18 protein-coding genes and 1 pseudogene are annotated in these 20855 nt (G+C 70.1%); 13 read left to right on the top strand and 6 right to left on the bottom strand.

Annotation, left to right across the window (positions count from 1 at the left end; all coding sequences use genetic code 11):
• The first annotated feature begins 150 nt into the window (after nt 1–150).
• Both BM109_RS28805 and BM109_RS28800 read left to right on the top strand, forming a co-directional pair.
• The gene (locus BM109_RS28805) at nt 151–2325 is read left to right on the top strand and encodes a malate synthase G (RefSeq protein ID WP_093350592.1); all 2175 of its coding nucleotides are present in this window, start codon (nt 151–153) and stop codon (nt 2323–2325) included.
• A 94-nt stretch (nt 2326–2419) separates the two neighbouring features.
• Nucleotides 2420–3658 carry an MFS transporter gene (locus tag BM109_RS28800; RefSeq protein ID WP_093350589.1) on the top strand — a complete coding sequence of 413 codons (1239 nt, stop codon included), beginning with the start codon at nt 2420–2422 and terminating at the stop codon, nt 3656–3658.
• Nucleotides 3659–3661: 3 nt separating this feature from the next.
• Here BM109_RS28800 and BM109_RS28795 read toward each other — a convergent pair whose 3' ends face one another.
• Together BM109_RS28795 and BM109_RS28790 are read right to left on the bottom strand one after the other, a co-directional pair.
• Entirely contained in the window at nt 3662–4438 is a 777-nt protein-coding gene (locus BM109_RS28795; protein ID WP_093350586.1) for a hypothetical protein, read from the bottom strand.
• 2 nt (nt 4439–4440) lie between these two features.
• A complete protein-coding gene (locus tag BM109_RS28790; RefSeq protein ID WP_093350583.1) occupies nt 4441–4656 on the bottom strand; it encodes a hypothetical protein in 216 nt (71 codons plus the stop codon).
• 503 nt (nt 4657–5159) lie between these two features.
• Between BM109_RS28790 and BM109_RS28785 the strand changes: the two genes are divergently transcribed.
• Nucleotides 5160–5669 carry a fasciclin domain-containing protein gene (locus BM109_RS28785; RefSeq protein ID WP_093350943.1) on the top strand — a complete coding sequence of 170 codons (510 nt, stop codon included), beginning with the start codon at nt 5160–5162 and terminating at the stop codon, nt 5667–5669.
• Between the two features lie 21 nt (nt 5670–5690).
• On the opposite strand, the gene BM109_RS28780 is transcribed toward BM109_RS28785, so the two are convergent.
• Nucleotides 5691–6638, bottom strand: coding sequence for a LysR substrate-binding domain-containing protein (locus BM109_RS28780; RefSeq protein ID WP_093350580.1), 948 nt, complete (start codon nt 6636–6638; stop codon nt 5691–5693).
• A gap of 81 nt (nt 6639–6719) precedes the next feature.
• Between BM109_RS28780 and BM109_RS28775 the strand changes: the two genes are divergently transcribed.
• From BM109_RS28775 to BM109_RS28755, 5 genes are all read left to right on the top strand, one after another.
• Nucleotides 6720–7037, top strand: coding sequence for a DUF2917 domain-containing protein (locus tag BM109_RS28775; RefSeq protein WP_256222837.1), 318 nt, complete (start codon nt 6720–6722; stop codon nt 7035–7037).
• A 153-nt stretch (nt 7038–7190) separates the two neighbouring features.
• Nucleotides 7191–8018: an enoyl-CoA hydratase-related protein gene (locus BM109_RS28770; RefSeq protein ID WP_093350574.1), complete on the top strand. Its 828-nt coding sequence runs from the start codon at nt 7191–7193 to the stop codon at nt 8016–8018.
• A gap of 49 nt (nt 8019–8067) precedes the next feature.
• Nucleotides 8068–8415, top strand: coding sequence for a nuclear transport factor 2 family protein (locus BM109_RS28765; protein ID WP_093350571.1), 348 nt, complete (start codon nt 8068–8070; stop codon nt 8413–8415).
• Between the two features lie 72 nt (nt 8416–8487).
• A complete protein-coding gene (locus BM109_RS28760; RefSeq protein WP_093350568.1) occupies nt 8488–9750 on the top strand; it encodes a 6-phosphofructokinase in 1263 nt (420 codons plus the stop codon).
• Nucleotides 9750–9971: a cysteine-rich CWC family protein gene (locus BM109_RS28755; protein ID WP_093350565.1), complete on the top strand. Its 222-nt coding sequence runs from the start codon at nt 9750–9752 to the stop codon at nt 9969–9971. Before BM109_RS28760 ends, BM109_RS28755 begins: the two co-directional genes overlap by 1 nt.
• Here BM109_RS28755 and BM109_RS28750 read toward each other — a convergent pair.
• Nucleotides 9959–11365, bottom strand: a complete 1407-nt coding sequence (locus tag BM109_RS28750; protein WP_093350562.1) for a zinc-binding metallopeptidase family protein — start codon at nt 11363–11365, stop codon at nt 9959–9961. The two genes, BM109_RS28755 and BM109_RS28750, sit on opposite strands and share 13 nt — an antisense overlap.
• A 157-nt stretch (nt 11366–11522) precedes the next feature.
• On the opposite strand from BM109_RS28750, the gene BM109_RS28745 reads away from it, so the two are divergent.
• From BM109_RS28745 to BM109_RS28730, 4 genes are all read left to right on the top strand, one after another.
• Nucleotides 11523–13031, top strand: coding sequence for an MFS transporter (locus BM109_RS28745; RefSeq protein WP_093350559.1), 1509 nt, complete (start codon nt 11523–11525; stop codon nt 13029–13031).
• 71 nt (nt 13032–13102) lie between these two features.
• Entirely contained in the window at nt 13103–14239 is a 1137-nt protein-coding gene (locus BM109_RS28740) for an ABC transporter substrate-binding protein (protein ID WP_093350556.1), read from the top strand.
• Nucleotides 14240–14293: 54 nt separating this feature from the next.
• The gene (locus tag BM109_RS28735) at nt 14294–15061 is read left to right on the top strand and encodes a class II glutamine amidotransferase (RefSeq protein ID WP_093350553.1); all 768 of its coding nucleotides are present in this window, start codon (nt 14294–14296) and stop codon (nt 15059–15061) included.
• Between the two features lie 174 nt (nt 15062–15235).
• The gene (locus BM109_RS28730) at nt 15236–17509 is read left to right on the top strand and encodes a TonB-dependent receptor (RefSeq protein WP_093350551.1); all 2274 of its coding nucleotides are present in this window, start codon (nt 15236–15238) and stop codon (nt 17507–17509) included.
• 78 nt (nt 17510–17587) lie between these two features.
• Here the strand turns inward: BM109_RS28730 and gshB are convergent, their stop codons facing one another.
• Nucleotides 17588–18544 carry a glutathione synthase gene (gene gshB, locus BM109_RS28725; protein WP_093350548.1) on the bottom strand — a complete coding sequence of 319 codons (957 nt, stop codon included), beginning with the start codon at nt 18542–18544 and terminating at the stop codon, nt 17588–17590.
• A pseudogene (locus BM109_RS28720) lies at nt 18544–19821 on the bottom strand (benzoate/H(+) symporter BenE family transporter); the annotation flags it as partial. The pseudogene BM109_RS28720 and the gene gshB, both read right to left, overlap by 1 nt.
• A gap of 107 nt (nt 19822–19928) precedes the next feature.
• Between BM109_RS28720 and BM109_RS28715 the strand changes: the two are divergent.
• The gene (locus BM109_RS28715) at nt 19929–20852 is read left to right on the top strand and encodes a polysaccharide deacetylase family protein (RefSeq protein WP_093350941.1); all 924 of its coding nucleotides are present in this window, start codon (nt 19929–19931) and stop codon (nt 20850–20852) included.
• The last annotated feature ends 3 nt before the right edge of the window (nt 20853–20855 follow it).

Genomic DNA, 20855 nt, shown 5'->3' with positions numbered 1-20855 from the left:
TTCATTTTTGTCATCGATTAATCCCGCTTTGAGCTATTACTCTTCACTACGGTATGCAATAAAGTGGAGGTTATGGATCGCGCATGCGCGCGCCTTGAATCCGAATACACCCCACCGCATCGCTTTGCATTTCGTCCCCGAGGAGAAAACATGACCGCCCGCACCACCGCCCACGGACTCCAGGTCGCGACCGAACTCCACCGCTTCGTCGAGGAGAAGGTGCTGCCCGCCAGCGGCGTGGCCAGCGAGACCTTCTGGAAGGGTTTCGACGCCATCGTCGCCGACCTCGCGCCCAAGAACGTGGCGCTGCTCGCCGAGCGCGACCGCCTGCAGAGCGAGCTCGACGCCTGGCACAAGAAGAACCCCGGCCCGATCGCCGACATGCCGGCCTACCGCGCCTTCCTCGAGAAGATCGGCTACCTGCTGCCGCAGCCCCAGGGCGCGAAGGCGACCACCGCCAACGTCGACGCCGAACTGGCGCAGCAGGCCGGCCCGCAGCTCGTGGTGCCGATCCTCAACGCACGCTACGCGCTCAACGCAGCCAACGCGCGCTGGGGCTCGCTGTACGACGCGCTCTACGGCACCGATGCCATCCCCGAAACCGGCGGCGCGGAAAAGGGCAAGGGCTACAACCCCGTGCGCGGCGCCAAGGTCATCGAGTTCGCGCGCAACGTGCTCGACCAGGCCGCGCCGCTGGTCAACGGCTCGCACAAGAACGCCACCGGCTACAGCGTGAAGGACGGCCAGCTGGTCGTCGCGCTGCAGAGCAGCAGCACCGCGCTGGCCGATCCCGCGCAGTTCATCGGCTACCAGGGCGATGCCTCGGCCCCGTCGTCGGTGCTGCTCAAGCACAACGGCATCCACCTCGACATCCGCATCGACCGCTCCACCCCGATCGGCAAGAGCGACGCCGCCGGCGTCAGCGACCTGGTGCTCGAGGCCGCGCTGTCGACCATCCTCGACCTCGAGGACTCGGTGGCCGTGGTCGATGCCGCCGACAAGGTGGTCGCCTATGCGAACTGGCTCGGCATCGTGCAGGGCACGCTGACGGAAGAAGTCGCCAAGGGCGGCAAGACCTTCACGCGCGGCCTCAACCCCGACCGCGAATACACCGGCGCCAACGGCCAGCCGATCAAGCTGCATGGCCGCTCGCTGATGTTCCTGCGCAACGTGGGTCACCTGATGACGAACCCGGCCGTGCTGTACGACGGCGGCAAGGAGATCCCCGAAGGCATCCTCGATGCCGTGGTGACCACCACCATCGCGATGATCGACCTCAAGCGCAAGGGCAACTCGCGCACCGGCAGCATCTACATCGTCAAGCCCAAGATGCACGGCCCGGCCGAAGTGGCCTTCGCGAGCGAGCTGTTCGGCCGCGTCGAGCAGCTGCTGGGCCTGCCGGCCAACACCGTGAAGCTCGGCATCATGGACGAGGAGCGCCGCACCAGCGTGAACCTCAAGGCCTGCATCGCCGAGGCGGCCGCGCGCGTGGCCTTCATCAACACCGGCTTCCTCGACCGCACCGGCGACGAGATGCACACCGCCATGCAGGGCGGCCCGATGATCCGCAAGGGCGACATGAAGGCCAGCGCCTGGATCGGCGCCTACGAGAAGAACAACGTGCTGGTCGGCCTGTCGTGCGGCCTGCGCGGCAAGGCGCAGATCGGCAAGGGCATGTGGGCCATGCCCGACCTGATGGCCGCCATGCTCGAGCAGAAGATCGGCCATCCGAAGGCCGGTGCCAACACCGCCTGGGTGCCCTCGCCCACCGCCGCCACGCTGCATGCGCTGCACTACCACCAGGTCAGCGTGACCGCGGTGCAGCAGGAGCTCGAGAAGATCGACGCCGACGCCGAGCGCGACAACATCCTGAACGCGCTGCTGCAGGTGCCGATCGCCGCCGAAGCCAAGTGGACCGAGGCCGAGAAGCAGCAGGAGATCGACAACAACGTGCAGGGCATCCTGGGCTACGTGGTGCGCTGGATCGACCAGGGCGTGGGCTGCTCGAAGGTGCCCGACATCCACAACGTGGGCCTGATGGAAGACCGCGCCACGCTGCGCATCTCGAGCCAGCACATCGCCAACTGGCTGCTGCACGGCGTGGTCACCAAGGCGCAGGTCGACGAGACCTTCCAGCGCATGGCCAAGGTGGTCGACGAGCAGAACGCCGGCGACCCGCTGTACCAGCCGATGGCCGGCCACTTCGACACCTCGGCCGCCTACAAGGCCGCGCAGGACCTGGTGTTCAAGGGCATCGAGCAGCCCAGCGGCTACACCGAGCCGCTGCTGCACGCCTGGCGCCTGAAGGTCAAGGGCGAAGCCTGATCGCCGAGCGCGCGACTCGCGAACCACGGCGCCTTCGGGCGCCGTTTTTCATGGCTGGTTAGGATGCGGGCCGCTCTCCGTTTCCTGCTGTCCCATGACGTTCTCCCCGGCCCGCGCACGCTCGGCCACCTCGATGCTGATCGTGCTGGCCTCGGCCTTCGCGCTGAGCCAGGCCTTCCGCACCGTCGGCGCGATGATGGCCACGCCGCTGTCGCAGCACTTCGGCCTCACGGCGCAGGCGCTCGGCCTGTGGGCCGGCACCTTCCACTTCATGTTCGGCGCCACGCAGCTCGCGATGGGCGTCTCGATCGACATGTACGGCGTGCGCCGCACGGTGCTCACGGCCTTTCCGCTCGCGGTCGCGGGCGCGGTGCTGTGCGCGCTGGCGCCGAGCTTTCACGCGCTGCTGCTCGGCCAGGCGATGATCGGCGTCGGCTGCGCGCCGGCCTTCCTGGCCTGCACCGTGTTCATCGCGCGCCACTTCGAGGCCGCGCGCTTCACCGCGATGTCGGGCCTGGTCATGAGCCTCGCGGGCCTGGGCATCCTGTTCACCGGCACGCCACTGGCGCTGCTGATCGAGGCCGCGAGCTGGCGCGCGGGCTATGCCTGCCTCGCGGGCTTCGCGGTGCTGTCGTGGGGCTTCGTGTTCTGGCGCGTGCACGAGCCGCCGCATGCGCAGGCCACGCAGCGCCAGACGGTGGGCAAGGCGGTGCGCGAACTGCTGCCGCTGTTCGCGATGCCGCACACGCTGGGCCTGCTGTGCTTCGCCTGCGTTTCGTATGCGGCCTTCATCACCTTGCGCGGCCTGTGGCTCGGCCCGGTGCTGCACGACCGCCACGGGCTCTCGCTCGTGAGCAGCGGCAACGTCGCGCTGGTGATGACCGTCGCGGGCATGATCAGCCCGGCCCTGTTCGGCCGACTCGATCCCGGCGGTGCGCGGCGCGGGCGCTGGCTCATGGGCTGCGCCTCGGCGGCCGCGATCATGTTCGCGCTGATGGCGTTCACGCAGTCGCTGGCGGTCGACATCGGCCTGCCGATCCTCTACGGCCTGCTCTCGGGCTACTCGGTGCTGCAGTACTCGTACACGCGCGCCGCCTACCCGGCCGCGATGACCGGGCGCGCGCTGTCGCTGCTCAACATGGCGATGTTCCTCGGCGTCTCGCTGATGCAGTGGACCACCGGCGTGGCCGCCTCGTGGGCCGCCTCGAACGGTGTCGAGCCGTTCCGCGCGGTGTTCCTCACGATCGCGCTGATGCTGGCCGCGGGCACCACGGCCTTCCTGCTGCTGCCGCGCGCGCACGAACGCACGGGCGCGATCGCCGCCGGCCGCTGAGGCTCAGCCGAGCCGCGAGCGCACCTCCACGCGGCCCAGCCGGCGCATGCCTTGCGCGTACACGTGCGGCCGGCCGTACATGGCCTGCGCATCGGTGCTGCCGAAGGCCGGCGCCTCGCAACCCTTGCGCGTGACGAAGCAGCGGCGCAGCACGTCGTAGCGACGCGGCTCGGCCTCGCCGCCGCGCGCCTCGGGCAGGCGCGCGAGCGTCACCTCCCACCAGGCGCCATCGATGCGGTGCCACTGCGTGACGGCATCGATGACGTGATAAGGCGCATAGGGCCGCACCGTGTCGCGGCTGCCATAGCGTTCGGCCCATTCGGCCTTGCGCTGCTGCTTCGCGCGCTGCAGGTGGCGGTTGGGCAGCAGGATGCCCGTGCCGGGATGCACGAACAACTCCACCGACGCCGACTCGCGCAGCGGCACCATCCGTTGCTGCCACATGCGGCCCGGCACCCACACCTCGCCCTCGTGCAGCTCGGCCTGGCGTTCGACGAACTGGTCGATGTGCACGAAGATGTGCGCCTGCACCGTGTTGCGCCGGTCGATGCCTTCGCAGAGCTCGCTCCACACCTTGTCCCAGGGCCGATGCACCTGCTTGTGCAGCCAGCGCTTGAGCGGCTGCAGGTTCTCGCTGAGCCACTTGGGGCGCTGGTAGCCGCGCCGCATGCCCAGGTGCGAGCCGCGCTCGGGGCTGTTGCGCCAGGGGCGGCCGTCGCCCTGCACGCGCCAGCCGCCGCGCGGGCGTTCGACGATCACCTTGTCCATGTCTTCGCGCATGGTCAGTCCTCCTTCAGTCCGCGCGCCGCCTTCTGCAGCGCGACCTTCTGCGCGCGCCGCTCGGCGCGATGCGTGCGCAGGTGGCGGCCCGCACCCTGGCTGGATGCGCGGCGTGCCATCGCGGCCACGACGGGATTGCGCGGGGCTTCGCCCGGCACCGAGAAATAGAACCGGCCCAGACGCTTCTCGTCGTCGCGGGCCTTTCGCTGAGCACTCATGTGCACACACTCCGGATCAAAAACAAAAAGGCCCCGGCGAATGTTTGCGCGCGGGGCCCTCGTCGATACGGCCGCGGCGGGATGCGTGGATGCACATCCGGCCGGGGCGGTCGGTGTGCGGTCAGGAGTTCAGAGGACGGTTCATGAAAGTGGTGGGGCGCCCGGGAGGTCGATCGTCGCCGTGCGCGCGTGAAAGAAAAACTGTCGCTGAAAAATGAAGGCCGGATTCTGGCGAGGCCGCGTGCGGCGCGCAAGACCGTTGTGCAACGCTGTGGCGTGAAGGCGACGTGTCCCATTCGCCGGCAGCGAAGAAAAAAACCGCCGCGCGAATCCAGCCGCGCATGCGCCCCGTACTGGTCTCAAGCGCATCGCGCCTCCGCGCTGTTGGCGGTTCCACAGACACACGGCGGTGCGCGCATGGCGCACTCCTCAAGGAGACCTTCATGAAGAAACTCGTCATCGCACTCGGTGTCTCGGTCCTGCTCGGCGCTTGCGCGGGCGGCATGGGCATGGGTGGCAGCAGCAACACGAACACGCCCATGGTCGGCGGCGCACCGATGTATCCCACGAAGGACATCGTCGACAACGCCGTGAATTCGAAGGACCACACGACGCTGGTCGCGGCGGTGAAGGCCGCGGGCCTGGTCGACACGCTCAAGAGCCCCGGCCCGTTCACCGTGTTCGCGCCGACCAACGCGGCCTTCGCCGCGCTGCCGCCCGGCACGGTCGACACGCTGCTCAAGCCCGAGAACAAGGGCACGCTGACGACGGTGCTGACCTACCACGTGGTGCCCGGCCGCATGGACAGCGCCGCGCTGATGAACGCGATCAAGGCCGGCGGCGGCAAGGCCGTGCTGAAGACCGCGAGCGGCGGCACGCTGACCGCGATGATGAGCGGCAGCAATGTGCTCGTGACCGACGCGAAGGGCGGCACCGCGATGGTGACGATCGCCGACGTCTACCAGTCGAACGGCGTGATCCACGTCGTGAACAAGGTGCTGCTGCCGGGCTGATCGCCCGCCGGCGCGGCGCGCTCAGGCGCGCTGCGCTGCTTCGGCTTCCTCGCGCAGCCACTGCGCGAACTCGAGCGCGTCGCGGTTGCCCGCGGCACGCCGCGAGGTCTCGACGAAGTAGCCGCGCTGCGAGGCCGCGCCCTCGCCCAGCGGCGCCACCAGCCGGCCCTCGCGCATCAGCTCGCGCAGCAGCGGCAGGCGCCCGATCACCACGCCCTGCCCCGCCACCGCCGCGCCCACCGCGTCGGCGTACTGCGTGAAGCGCAGCGTGCTCTTCATGCGCAGGTCGTGCAGCCCCATCACCTTGAGCCAGGGCTCCCAGTCGATGGTGGGCGCCTCGCTGTGGTCGGGGTACTCGACGGTGAGCAGGGTGAGGTTCGCGAGATCGGCCGGCTTGCGCAGCGACTTGGCAAGCGCGGGCGAGCACAGCGGCACCACGCTCTCCTCGAACAGCGCCGGCCCCTTGCCGCGCGAGACCGGCATCAGCCGCACCGCCACGTCGACGCGGCTGCGCTCGAGGTCGAGCACCTCGAGCGTGGCCGACACGCGCACGTCGACCTGCGGATGGCTGCCGGTGAAGCGCGCGAGCCGCGGGATCAGCCACAGCGAGGCGAAGCCCGGCGTGGTGGTGATCGCGACCTGACGCGGCGCCGAGCCGGCGCGCACGCGCGCGGTGGCATCGCGCAGCCGCTCCAGGCTGTCGGTGACGGCGCGCTGCATCACGCCGCCGGCCTCGGTGAGCACCAGCGCGCGGTGGCGGCGCTCGAACAGCAGCACGCCCAGGCTGGCCTCGAGCTGCTGGATCTGCCGGCTCACGGCCGACTGCGTGAGATGCAGCTCGGTCGCGGCCAGCGTGAAGCTCAGCCGGCGCGCGGCCGCCTCGAAGCTGCGCATGAGTTCCAGCGGCGGCAGGTCGACCACGCTCTGGGGCTGGGCCGGCGAGGCCTTCTTTGCATTCTCGATACGCATGCAATGAGTTCCAAAAGACCGTTTGTAAAGGACTGGGCGCTCAATATATTCATTCGCATGACGAATGCAATGGAGCTTGCCATGAGCACCCCCTTCCCTTCCTGCTTCCAGCTCAGCCTGCCGGCGCGCGCGGTCTTCGCCGTGGCCGATGGCGCCGGCGTGGGCATCGAATGCCGCAGCGGCTCGGTCTGGGTCACCCTGGACCGTGATCCGCGCGACATCGTGCTCGAGCCTGGCGAGCGCTTCGAGGGCACCGAACACCGCCGCATCCTGGTGTCGGCGCTCGAGCCCGCGCGCATCACGGTGTCGGACGCGCAGCCGGCCGCGATCCCGCTGCCGGTGCCCGCGCGCCGGCGGTCGCCTTGGCGACTGCTGCCCCACGGGTTGTCCCCGGCTTGACCCTGGCCCCCCGGCATCGAACCATCGATGCCAGGGAACCGGAGCACGCCAGCCAGAGCCGCCCCGTCGACGGGCGGCTTTTTCTTTGGGCGCCGTGCACGGTCATCCATTCCCGCCGAACATCCGAGCCGACGAACACGTGGAGAGATTCCGATGACGCAGCAGCCACCACAGGACCCGGGCGCGCAGCCCTACGTGCTCTACGCGCTCGACGAGGGCATCGCCACCCTCACGCTCAACCTGCCGGCCAAGCTCAACCCGCTGGCGATCGAGCTGCAGCAGGAATTGCGCGCCCACCTCGAACGCATCCGCGACGACCGCGCCGTGCGCGCCCTGATCCTCACGGGCGCGGGCAAGGCCTTCTGCGTGGGCGCCGACCTCAGCGCGATGCGCCCGCCGCAGGACGGCAAGACGCTCGGCGACCAGACCGCCGAATGGATGCAGTCGCTGAGCAATCCGCTGATCGAGACGCTGCAGTCGATGCCCATCCCCGTGGTGGCCGCCGTCAACGGCGCGGCCGCCGGTGCCGGCGTGGGCCTCGCGCTCGCGGCCGACATCACGCTGGCGGCGCGCAGCGCCTACTTCTACCTGCCCTTTTTGCCCAAGCTTGGCATCGTGCCGGACCTGGGCTGCACCTGGGCCATTCCGCACCGCGCGGGCCGGGCGCGCGCGATGGGCATGGCGCTGCTCGACGTGCGGCTCGGCGCCGGGCGCGCGGTGCAGTGGGGCCTGATCTGGGGCTGCGTGGACGACGAGAACCTGATGGCCGAGGCGCGCGAGACCGCGCAGCGCCTCGCGCGCCTGCCCGCGCATGCCGTGACCGAGGCGCGCGCCGCCTTCGCCGCGGCCGAGCGCCACACGCTGCCCGAGCAGTTGCACTACGAGAGCGAGCGCCAGCGCGAGCTGATCGAGCGAGCGACCTTTCGCGAGGGCGTGAGCGCGTTCCTGCAGAAGCGCGCGCCGGAATTTCCGGGGCGCTAGACTGCGCGGGCGCCCGTCTCCGGGCGCGACTCAGCGGAGGATCGCGCCGATGAAACCGGAAGATGCCGTGCAACGGCAACTGCTCGCCTACAACGCCAAGGACCTCGACGCCTTCGTGGCCGAATACGCCGAGGACGTGCGCACCTTCCGCCCGCCCGCGCCCGAGCCCGTGCTGGTCGGCCGCGAGGCGCTGCGGACCTACTACCGCGACCACCGCTTCGTGCTGCCCGAACTGCATGCCGAGGTCGCACAGCGCATGGTGGTCGGCAACAAGGTGATCGACCACGAACGCATCACGGGCCTGGCGGCGAACGCCGTCGAGATCGTGGCGGTCTACGAAGTGATCGACGGGCGCATCCGCAACGTCTGGTTCCATCCGGCCGAATCCGCGGCTTAAAGGGCCCCGGGCCCGTTTGAGTACGACTGCGCACTGGGCCAGAATGGCCTTCCCCGCGCGAAGGAACCCCGCATGCCCACGAACCCCACCAACGCCTTCTACGCCCAGTCGGGCGGTGTCACCTCGGTCATCAATGCCTCGGCCTGCGGCGTGATCGAGACTGCGCGCCGGCATCCCGATCGCATCGGCAAGCTCTACGCCGGTCGCAACGGCATCATCGGCGCGCTGACCGAGGACCTGATCGACACCGGCGCCGAGCCGGCCGAGGCCATCGCCGCGCTGCGCAGCACGCCCGCGGGCGCCTTCGGCTCCTGCCGCTACAAGCTCAAGTCGCTCGAGAAGAACCGGCGCGAGTACGAGCGGCTGATCGAGGTCTTCAAGGCGCACGGCATCGGCTACTTCTTCTACAACGGCGGCGGCGATTCGGCCGACACCTGCTTCAAGGTGAGCCAGCTCTCGCAGTCGATGGGCTATGCGCTGCAGGCCATCCACGTGCCCAAGACCATCGACAACGACCTGCCGCTGACCGACTGCTGCCCGGGCTTCGGCTCGGTCGCGAAGTACGTGGCGGTGTCCACGCTCGAGGCCTCGTTCGACGTGCGCTCGATGGCCGCCACCTCGACCAAGGTGTTCGTGCTCGAGGTCATGGGCCGGCACGCGGGCTGGATCGCGGCGGCCGGCGGCCTGGTGGCCGACCAGGGCATTCCGGTGGTGGTGCTGTTCCCCGAGATCGAGTTCGACAAGGAGCGCTTCCTTGCGCGCGTCGACGCGCTGGTGAAGCAGCACGGCTACTGCTCGGTGGTGATGTCCGAGGGCTGCCACCATCCCGACGGCACCTTCCTCGCCGAGCAGGGCACGCGCGACGCCTTCGGCCATGCGCAGCTCGGCGGCGCGGCGCCCGTGGTGGCGCAGATGGTGAAGGACGCGCTGGGCCACAAGTTCCACTGGGCCGTGGCCGACTACCTGCAGCGCGCGGCGCGCCACATCGCCTCGGCCACCGACGTGCGCCAGGCCTACGAACTCGGGCAGCGCGCGGTCGAGCTCGCGCTCGAAGGCCACAACGCGGTGATGCCGACGATCGAACGCACCAGCGACCTGCCCTATGCCTACGCCATCGGCAGCGCGCCGCTGGCCTCGGTGGCCAATGTCGAGAAGCCGATGCCGCGCGACTTCATCTCCGACGACGGCTACGGCATCACCGAGAAATGCCGGCGCTACCTGCTGCCGCTGATCGAGGGCGAGGACTACCCGGCCTACCGCGGCGGCCTGCCGGTCTATGCCACGCTCAACAACGTGGCGGTGCCGAAGAAGCTGCCGCCGTTCGAGCTCGCGTGATGGCGAACACCGCGCAGGCGCTCGACGCCACGCGCTGCCCGCTGTGCGGTGAGGCGAACCGCTGCGCGATGGAGATCGAGCGCGAGACCGGCCAGCCGCAGCCGCCGTGCTGGTGCATGGCGGTGGATTTCTCGCTGGCGCCGCTCGAGCGCCTGCCCGAGGCGCTGCGCGGCCAGGCCTGCATCTGCGCGCGCTGCGCGGCGGGCGCTCAGGGCGACTGAACCGCGGGCTGGGACGGCGCCTCGGCCGTCTGCTGTTGCGACTGCTGCTGTCCCTGCACCTGCTCCTGCATCTGCTCCGGTGCCTGGGCCTGCTCCTGTGCTTCCGCAGCGGCCTCGGCCGCTGCCTCCACATCCTGCGCCGTCACCAGCGAAGGCCCGCCGTCGCCGCGCAGCTCGGTCACCACGCAGTGGATGAACTGCAGCTTGCCGACCGCGGTGCGCGGCAGCACGAAGGGATAGAAGTCGGGCTGGCCCATGCTGCGCGACAGCTCGTTGAGCACGTTGGTCAGCCGCACCCAGCTGTTGATGAAGTCGAGGAATTTCGCAGCCTCGGGATGCTCGGGCCGCCACAGGTCCTCGGGCGTGAACAGGTCGCTCGTGAGTTCGACGTTGGTGGCATCGACGCCGAAGCTCATCGCGGTGTCGGCCGAATCGGCCATGTGCAGGTAGTGGGCCCAGGTCTCGGCCCAGTCCTCCCACGGGTGCATGCTGGCGTAGCTGCTCACGAGGCGCTGCGCCCAGTCGGGCGGCGGGCCCTGGTTGTAGTGCTGCTGCAGCGCGGCGCCGTAGTCGGCGCGCTCGTCGCCGAACAGCGTGCGGAAGTCCTCGAGCCAGGCCGAGGGCAGCACCAGCAGGTCCCAGTAGTAGTGGCCGATCTCGTGGCGGAAGTGGCCCACCAGCGTGCGGTAGGGCTCGCGCATCTCGGTGCGGATGCGCTCGCGCACCGCGTCCTCGGCCTCCTCGGCATTGAGGGTGATGATGCCGGTGTCGTGGCCGGTCATCACGTGCGGGCCGCCCGGCACGTTGCTCAGGAAGTCGAAGGCCAGGCCGTGCACCGGGTCGGCATGGCGGCTCACCACCGGCAGACGCAGCGCGAGCAGCTGCGAGATCAGGCGCCGCTTGGCCTGCTCGAGCTTGCGCCAGAGTTCGTCGTTGCCGGCCACCGAGAGATCGGGAATGGTGCGCGTGACGCTGCAGGCCAGGCAGTAGCCGGGCGCGAGGCCGTGCGTGTCGGGCGCGAGCGCCTGGCCCGGGCGCGCCACCGGCACCATCCAGTTGCAGGCCGCGGGCGTCATCAGGTTGGCGCAGCGGCGGTAGGTCGGGCCCTGCGCATCACCGAAGATCGTGTAGCTGTCGGGCTCGGCGACGGCATTGCCGTTGGCGTCCTCGGCCACGGCGGGCGCGAGCGGCACCACGCCGAGGCTGTCCTCCACGTAGCCCAGCGGCGTGTGGCAGGCCAGGCATTCGCTGTTGCGCAGGAACACGGGCCGGCCGCACTGGCAGCGGTAGGCGCGCGTGACGGTGGGCGCGGCGAGCTCGGCGGCCAGGGTGGTCGCGCCCTCGGCGAACTCGGGCGTCGTTTCGTCGTTCGTCGCGGGGGGAGAGTGATCCATGGTCGTCTTTGCGTAATGTCGGCGGAGGGTCGGATGCGGGACAGCCCGGGCATTGTGGAGCCGCCTTCGATGCGGCCCGCCGCGCAAAGCCCGATATGCTTGTAGGACGACGGGCCCGGCATCGCCGACCTTCACGCCCGCCGCTCCCCCACCGCCGATGACCCACCACGAGACGCCCGAAGCCGCCACGCCGGCCCCGACCCCCGCCATGGGCCCGCTGCGCGCGCGCTACGGCGAACGCTACCGCTGGTACCTGCTGCTGTCGGTGATGGTCGGCACGATGGCCTCGATCATGTCCTCGACCATCGTCAACGTGGCGATCCCCGGCATGAGCCACCACTTCTCGCTGGGCCAGGAGCGCGCCCAATGGGTGAGCTCCGGCTTCATGGTGGCGATGACGGTGTCGATGCTCACCACGCCCTGGCTGCTGGCGCGCTACGGCTACCGGCGCACCTATGTCGGCACGATGCTGCTGCTGCTGGCCGGCGGTGTCGCGGGCGGCATGGCCAACGATTTCTCGCTGGTGCTGCTGGCGCGCGTGGCCGAGGGCCTGGCCGCGGGCGTGGTGCAGCCGATCCCCGCGATCATCATCCTGCGCGCCTTCGAGCCCCACGAGCAGGGTCGCGCCAGCGGCATCTTCGGCATGGGCGTGGTGCTGGCGCCGGCCATCGGCCCGAGCATCGGCGGCGTGCTGGTCGACCTGTTCGGCTGGCGCTCGATCTTCTACATGGTGGTGCCGTTCTGCCTGGCCTCGCTGTGGCTGGCCTACAAGTTCGTGCCGACCACCGCGCCCGGCGGCGCGGTCGCGGCGCGCAGCGGCGGGCTCGACGTGCGCGGACTCGCGCTCGGCACCGTGGGCACGCTGTGCCTGCTCAACGGCCTGGTGGCGCTGCGCGGCGATTCGCCGCTCGAGGCGGCCGCGCTGCTGGGCGGCGCGCTGCTCTCGTTCGGGCTCTTCATCTTGTGGCAGCGGCGGCTGGCGGCCGCGGGCGGCACGCCGCTGATGAACCTCGCGCTGTTCGGCTACCGCCAGTTCGCGATGGGCAGCGTGGTCGCCTTCATCTACGGCACCGCGCTGTTCGGCTCCACCTACCTGCTGCCGGTCTACATGCAGGTCGGGCTGCACCTGTCGGCCTCGCACGTGGGCACGATCCTGCTGCCGGCCGGCTTCGTGCTGGCGGCCACCATCGCGGGCGTGGGCCGGCTGGCCGACCGGCAACCGACCTGGGCGCTGGTGAGCATCGGGCTGGCGCTGCTGGCGGCCTCGTTCGCGCTGATGATGCTGCTGCGCGCCGACAGCGCGCTGTGGCTGCTGGTGGCGTTCGCGATCGTCGGGCGCATCGGCCTGGGCTTCATCCTGCCCTCGCTGAACCTGGGCTCGATGCGGCCGCTGGCCAAGCCGCTGATCCCGCAGGGCGCGAGCGCGATCAACTTCGTGCGCATGCTCGGCGGCGCGGCCGGCGTGAGCCTGTGCGCGATCGTGCTCGAGTGGCGGCTGGCGGCGCACGGCGACTCGCTCGCCAACCCGCAGACCAGCCCGGCGCGGCTGGCGGCCTTCGACGAGGTGTTCGCGATGCTGGCCGGCCTGTGCGCGCTCGCGATCTGCGCGGCCTGGCAGCTGCGCATCCGCGCGAATCCCGGCGACGCGCCCCGCAAGCCGGGGTAAACCCCTGCGGGCAAACACCCGCCCATCGATTTCAATTGTTATCAGTTGTATCGATTGGACGGTTTTCTCCCATGCATCGTCGGAACTTCATGGCTGCCTCGGCGGCCGCGGCCAGCCTTGGCCTTTTTTCCGTGGCCCGCGCGGCCGAGAACGGGGTCACGGACACCGAGGTGGTGCTCGGCCACACCGGCATCCTCAGCGGCCCGCTGGGCGCGCCGATCAAGGTGGTGATGGCCGGCGCCGGGCTGGCCTTCGACGCCGTCAACGCGCAGGGCGGCGTCTCGGGCCGCAAGATCCGGCTGGTGTCGCTCGACGACGAGCTCTCGCCCGAGAAGGCGGTGGCCAACTACGAGAAGCTGCTCGGCGAGCACCGCGCGTTCGCCTTCTTCGGCTGCGTCGGCTCGGCCACCACCGCGGCCGCGGCCAAGGTGCTGTCGCAAAGCGGCGCGCCGATGGTCGCGGGCTACGCGGTGTCGGATTCGGCGCGCGAGAAGGTCATGGGCTCGGGCTACTTCGTGCGCGCCACCTTCGCGCGCGAGGCGCAGGCGCTGGTGCAGCACCTCACGACCATCGGCGTGACGCGCATCGCCTCGGCCTGCCTCGACAACCCGGGCGGCGCCGAGGTCACGAAGCTGGTCGAGGCCGCGCTCGCGGCGCACCAGCTCAAGCCGGTGGCGGCGGTGGCGGTCAAGGGCGACGGCTCGACCAACGCCGCCATGGGCAAGGCGCTGGCCGACAGCAAGGCGCAGGCGGTGATCATGTACCTGGGCGGCGCCATCGGCGGCGAGGTGATGAAGAGCGCCTGGGACGCGGGCGGGCGCCAGATGTTCTACGGCATGTCGATCGTGCCGGGCGACGTCACGGCCAAGCTGGTGGGCGACAAGACCAGCGGGCTGGCGATCTCGCAGGTGGTGCCCTATCCCTGGAGCGAGGTCGAGCCGGTGGCGCGCGACTACCGCCAGCTCGCCGAGCGCGCCAAGGTCGACATCGGCTACCTGAGCTTCGAGGGCTACGTGAACGCGCTGGTGATGATCGAGTCGTTGCGCCGCGCCGGGCGCGACCTCACGCGCGCGCGGCTGCATGCGGCGCTCAAGGCGATGAAGCTGCGCATCGCCGGCATGGAGCTCGACTTCACCGGCGCCAGCAACACCGGCTCGCGCTTCATCGAGATGGTCCGCGTGACCAAGGAAGGCCGCTTCCTGCGCTGACGCGGAAGCAAACCCGGGCGCTCGGGTAAGCGGGGGCGGTGTCTAATGGCCCCCATGTGTCAATTGCTAGGGATGAACTGCAACACGCCGACCGACGTGACCTTCAGCTTCACGGGGTTCGCGCAGCGCGGTGGCCGCACCGACCACCACGCCGATGGCTGGGGCATCGCCTTCTTCGAGGACCGCGGCCTGCGCCATTTCGTCGACCACCAGCCGGCCTGCGAGTCGCCGGTGGCCGAGCTGATCCGGCGCTACCCGATCCAGAGCCGCAACGTCATCGCCCACATCCGCAAGGCCACCCAGGGCGAGGTCAACCTGCAGAACTGCCACCCCTTCGTGCGCGAGCTGTGGGGCCGCTACTGGGTGTTCGCGCACAACGGCGACCTGAAGGACTTCCGCCCGCGGCTGCACGGCAACTTCCACCCGGTGGGCAACACCGACAGCGAGCACGCCTTCTGCTGGCTGATGCAGGAGCTCGCGAAGTCGCATGCGGGCGTGCCGAGCGTCGAGGAGCTCACGCTCACCTTGCGCGAACTCGCGCCCCAGCTCGCGCGGCACGGCACCTTCAACTTCATGCTCTCCAACGGCCAGGCGCTGTGGGCCCATGCCTCCACGCACCTCTGGTACGTGGAACGGCGCCATCCCTTCGTGACCGCGCAGCTGTCGGACGAGGACCTCGAGATCGACTTCGCCCAGCACACCACGCCCAACGACCGCGTCGCCGTGGTGGTGACGGCGCCGCTGACCACCAACGAGGAATGGACCGCGTTCGAGCCAGGCGAGCTGCACGTGTTCGTGGACGGGCGGCGCTCGGGGCATTGAAGGATCGGCCAGGGCAGCCTGCCTGCCTGCAGCGAGCTTGCTGACTCGTGGCCGAAGACCCCTCGAATGAAACGTTTTTTCTGACACATTTTTGCAACACTGCAAGAAAGTATCGGCGGCTGGACGGAGTCCGTTAACAATAACGGTTCTCATTTGCGTGAAAACGAACCGTCCATGCCCGCCTCCTCCGCCCTTCTCCGCGCCAGCCTCCGCCCGACCGTCGCCGCGACGCTGCTCGCCCTCCATGCCCTGACGGCCTCGGCGCAGAGCGCCGCGCCGGCACCGGCTGCCGCGACCGCTCCCACCGCCCCTGGCGCCGCGCTGGGCACCATCACCGTCGAAGCCAGCGCCGATGCATCGGCCGAAGGCCTGGCCAAGCCCTACGCCGGCGGCCAGGTGGCGCGCGGCGGCCGCGCCGGCATCCTGGGCACCCGGGACATGATGGAAACGCCGTTCTCGAGCAACAACTACACCAACGAGCTGATCCAGAACCAGCAGGCCCGCAGCGTGGCCGACGTGTTGCAGAACGATCCCTCGGTGCGCGTGGCGCGCGGCTTCGGCAACTTCCAGGAGTCCTATTTCATCCGCGGCTTCATCGTCAATTCCGACGACATCGCCTACAACGGCCTGTACGGCCTGCTGCCGCGCCAGTACATCGCCTCCGAGCTGTTCGAGCGCGTGGAAGTGTTCCGCGGCGCGAGCGCCTTCCTCAACGGCGCGGCGCCCACGGGCGGCGGCATCGGCGGCACCATCAACCTGTTGCCCAAGCGCGCGCCGAACGAAGCGCTCACTCAGTTCACGCTCGGCACCGCGAGCGGCTCGCAGTCCTATGCCGCGACCGACATCGCGCGCCGCTTCGGTCCCGACGACAGCGTGGGCGTGCGCCTGAATGCCGTCCACCGCGACGGCGGCACGGCGGTGAACGGCGAAGGCGTCAAGCTCGACGCGCTGGCGGTCGGTCTCGACTGGCGCAGCCGCGACGCGCGCATCTCGGCCGACATCGGCCACCAGGAGCACCGCCTGCGCAACACGCGCCCCAACGTCACGCTCGGCAGCGCCGTCACCGTGGTGCCCAAGGCGCCCGACAACGACACCAACTTCGCCCAGCCCTGGACCTATTCCTACGAGCGCGACACCTTCGGCTCGGTGCGCGGCGAATACGACATCACGCCGAACATCACGGCCTGGGCCGCGGCCGGCGCGCGCAGCAGCTACGAGAACAACTCGCTCGCGGGCCCGACGGTGTCCAACGGCCTGACCGGCGCCTTCACCACCAGCCGCTTCGACAACACGCGCGAGGACAAGGTCAAGACCGCCGAGCTCGGCATCCGCGGCAAGGCGCGCACCGGCAGCGTGGGCCACGAGTGGGTGCTGGGCTACTCCTACTTCGACCTCGACAAGAAGAACGCCTACGGCCTGGGCCTGGGCACCGGCGGCACGCTCAGCAGCAACATCTACTACCCGCGCGGCTACCTGCCGACGCAGCTCACCTACCTGGGCAACAACCTCGCGAGTCCGCGCCTGAACGGCACCATCACGCTCAAGAGCGTGGCGATCGGCGACACGATGTCCTTCCTGGACGACCGCCTGCTCGTCACGCTCGGCGTGCGCCGCCAGTCGATCGAGACCAGCGACATCAGCTACCAGATCGTGAGCGGCGGCAAACTGACCTCGGCCGGCGGCACCGTCACCTCGTACGACCAGAGCCGCACCAGCCCGGTGGCCGGCATCGTGTTCAAGGCGCGCGAGGACCTGTCGGTCTACGCGAACTACATCGAAGGCCTGTCGCCCGGCGAGAGCGCCCCCGCGCAATCGAACGGCCAGCCGGTGCTCAACGCCGGCCAGTCGCTGCGTCCCTACGTGTCGAAGCAGAAGGAAATCGGCGTCAAGTACGACGCCGGCCGCATCGGCGGCAGCCTGGCGCTGTTCAGCACCGCGAAGCCGCGCGCCTTCGTGGCCAACGGCTCGTTCCAGGCCGGCGGCGAGGACCGCCACCGCGGTGTCGAGCTCAACGTCTTCGGCGAGGCGACCAAGGGCCTGCGCGTGCTCGGCGGCGTGACCTGGCTCGACGCCAAGCAGAAGGAAACGGGCAGCCTCACCACCGATGGCAAGCGCGTGATCGGCGTGCCGAAGGCGCAGGGCAGCATCGGCGTCGAATGGGACGTGCCGGGCGTGCAGGGGCTGTCGCTCAACGGCCGCGTCGTGACCAGCGGCTCGAGCTACGCGGATGCGATCAACACGCTGCGCGTGCCCGGCTGGACGCGCCTGGACGTGGGTGCGCGCTACGTCACCGAGGTCGGCAACGGCAAGCTGCTGACGCTGCGCGCGCGCATCGAGAACGTGGCCGACCGCAACTACTGGGCTTCGGTGGGCGGCTATCCGGGCTCGGGCTACCTGGTGCTGAGCAACCCGCGCACCTTCAGCCTGTCGGCCACGGTCGACTTCTGATCGGCGATCCCGGCTTCCCCGGGATCGAAAAAAAAGCGCACGGGGCGACGATCGCCCCGTGCGCTTTTTTCATGGCCTTCAGGCCGCCTGCTTCAGATGCGCCTCCAGCGCATCGACGAACATCGCCGGCACGTCGAAGCCGGTCTGCTCCGTGATCTCCTGGAAGCAGGTCGGGCTGGTCACGTTGATCTCGGTCACCGAGTCGCCGATCACGTCGAGGCCGATCAGCAGCAGCCCGCGCGGCGCGAGCGCGCGGCCCACGATCTCGGCGATCTCGCGGTTGCGCGGCGTGAGCGGCTGGGCCACGCCCTTGCCGCCGGCCGCGAGGTTGCCGCGCACCTCGGTGCCCTGCGGGATGCGCGCCAGCACGAAGGGCGCGGGCTCGCCCGCGATGATCAGGATGCGCTTGTCGCCCTCGACCACGTCGGGCACGAAGCGCTGCACCATGATGGTCTCGGCGCCGTCCTTGTTGAGCGTCTCGACGATGGAGCCGAGATTCAGCGCGTCCTGCTTCACGCGGAAGATGCCCATGCCGCCCATGCCGTCGAGCGGCTTGAGGATGATGTCGCCGTGCTGCGCATGGAAGTCGCGCACCGCCTGCGCGCTGCGCGTGACCAGCGTGGGCGCGGTGAACTGCGGAAACTCCATGATCGCGAGCTTCTCGGGGTGGTCGCGCAGCGCGCGCGGCTTGTTCACCACGCGCGCGCCCTCGCGCTCGGCCTGCTCGAGCAGGTGGGTGGCGTAGATGTACTCGGCGTCGAAGGGCGGGTCCTTGCGCATCAGCACGGCGTCGAAATCGGCCAGCGCCTTGCTCTCGACGATGTCGACGGCGTACCAGTCCTTGGGGTCGCCGGTCAGCGTGACCTGGCGCACCGTGGCCGTGACCTTGCCGCCCGACACCCACTGCAGGTCCTGCGGCAGGCAGGCCGCGATGCGGTGGCCGCGGCGCTGGGCCTCGCGCATCATCGAGAAGGTGGTGTCCTTGTAGATCTTGAAGTGATCGAGCGGGTCGGCCACGAAGAGGATGTTTTTCATCAGGAGGTCTTTCCGGCGCCCGGCGGGGCCGCCATGTTGCTGCTGTCGGTCGCGATGTTGCCGGAAGCGGCGAGGCCCTGGCCGGCCGGGGCTTTTGGCGGGCCCGGCCGGTTGCCCAGCCGCTGCACCGCGAGCGCGAACGCGCCCGCCACCACGCCCCAGAAGGCCGAGCCGATGCCGGCGATGGTCACGCCCGAGAGCGTGACCAGGAAGGTGATCAGCGCGGCCTCGCGGTGCGGCTCGTCGCGCACCGCGGCCGCCAGTCCGCCGCCGATGGTGCCGAGCAGCGCGAGCCCCGCGATGGCCGCCACCAGCTCCTTCGGGAAGGCCGTGAGCAGCCCGGTCACGGCCGCGCCGAACAGGCCGATCACGACGTAGATCGCGCCGCAGCTCACGGCCGCGGTATAGCGCCGCGCCGGGTCCTCGTGGGCTTCGCGGCCCATGCAGATCGCGGCAGTGATGGCGCTGAGGTTGAGCGCGAAGGCGCCGAAGGGCGCGAGCACCAGCGTGGTCAGGCCGCTGATCGTGATGAGCTTGCTGACCGGCAGCTCGCCATAGCCGGCGGCGCGGATCGCCGCCACGCCCGGCAGGTTCTGCGAGGCCATGGTGACGACGAACAGCGGCAGCGCCAGGCTCACGATCGCCTGCCAGTGGAACACCGGCATGACGAACACCGGCCAGGTCAGCGAGACATGCACCGCCGACCAGGCGAGTTCGCCACGCGCGGCCGCGAAGGCGATCGCCACCAGCAGCGTGAGCGGCACCGCGTAGCGCGGCAGCCAGCGCTTGCCCACGAGGTAGGTGGCCAGCATCAGCAGCACCAGCGGCAGCGCGGTCTGCGCCGCGGTGAAGGCCGCGAGGCCGAAGCGCGCGAGCACGCCGGCCAGCAGCGCCGAGGCGATGGCCATCGGGATCCGGTTCATCACGCGCTCGAACCAGCCGGTGGCGCCGGCCAGCACGATCAGCAGCGCGCAGACGACGAAGGCGCCGACCGCCTCGCCCATGCCATGGCCCGCGCCGGCCACCGCCAGCACCGCGGCGCCGGGCGTGCTCCAGGCGATCATCACGGGCTTGCGCCACCACAGCGAGGGCAGCACCGAGGCCAGCCCCATGCCGATGCCCAGCGCCCACATCCACGAGGCCACCATCTCGGGCGTGGCACCGAAGGCCTGCGCGGCCTGGAACACGATGGCCACCGAACTCGTGAAACCGACGAGCACGGCGACGAAGCCGGCGGTGAAGGCGGAAAGGCTCAGGTCCTTGAAGAAACGCATCGCGCGATTGTGCCGGGCCGCCCGCGCCGGCCCGCGCTGGCCGAGCGATGGTCAACAATTTTCTATCGATATGTCGACCATCGGGCACGAGGCTTGCAGGCGGCATGGGCATGACGACACGCTGGCCCGAACTGCTGCCCTCGCACGACCGCTTCGACTACCGGCCGATCACGCGCCGGCCCGACTACCGCTGGCCCAACGGCGCGCGGCTCGCGGTCTACCTCGGCTTCAACCTCGAGCACTTCGCCTTCGGCGACGGGCTGGGCGCCTGCCTCGGCCCGGCCTCGCCGCAGCCCGACGTGCTCAACCACGGCTGGCGCGAGTACGGCAACCGCGTGGGCGCCTGGCGCTGCCTCGAGCTGTTCGACGCGCTCGCGCTGCCCACGGGCGCGCTGGTCAACACGGCCCTGTACGACCACTGCCCGGAACTGGTGCAGGCGGTGGTGGCGCGCGGCGACGAGCTGATCGGCCATGGCCACAGCAATGCCGAGCGCCAGGGCGCGCTCGGCGAAGACCACGAGCGCGCGCTGCTGGTGCGCTGCCGCGAACGCATGGCGCGCGAGAGCGGGCAGGCGCCCGCGGGCTGGCTGTCGCCGTGGATCTCCGAGAGCCCGTTGACGCCCGACCTGCTGGCCGAGACCGGCTACGGCTACACGCTCAACTGGTGCCACGACGACCAGCCGGTGCGCATGCGCACGCGCGGCGGCGGCGCGATCTGGTCGGTGCCCTATCCGCAGGAGCTCAACGACATCCCGATGATCGTGGGCCGGCTGATGGACGCGAAGGACTTCTGCGCGATGGTGCGCGACAACTTCGAGGAGATGCTGCTGCAGTCGCGCGCCCAGCCGCTGGTGATGGGCCTCGCGCTGCATCCCTACATCGTGGGCCAGCCCTACCGGCTGCGCCATCTGCGCGGCGTGTTGACGCAGCTGGCGCTCGCGCGCGACCGCGGCGAGATCTGGTTCACCACGCCCGGCGCGATCGCGGCGCACATGGCACGGCTCGCGCAGGAACGGCCGGACGACTTCCGCTGAGGC

The organism is Variovorax sp. PDC80 (assembly GCF_900115375.1).
In the GTDB taxonomy this organism is placed as follows: domain Bacteria; phylum Pseudomonadota; class Gammaproteobacteria; order Burkholderiales; family Burkholderiaceae_C; genus Variovorax.
The sequence above is the reverse complement of the archived record's forward strand: the minus strand, read 5'-3'. Positions and strand labels throughout refer to the sequence as shown.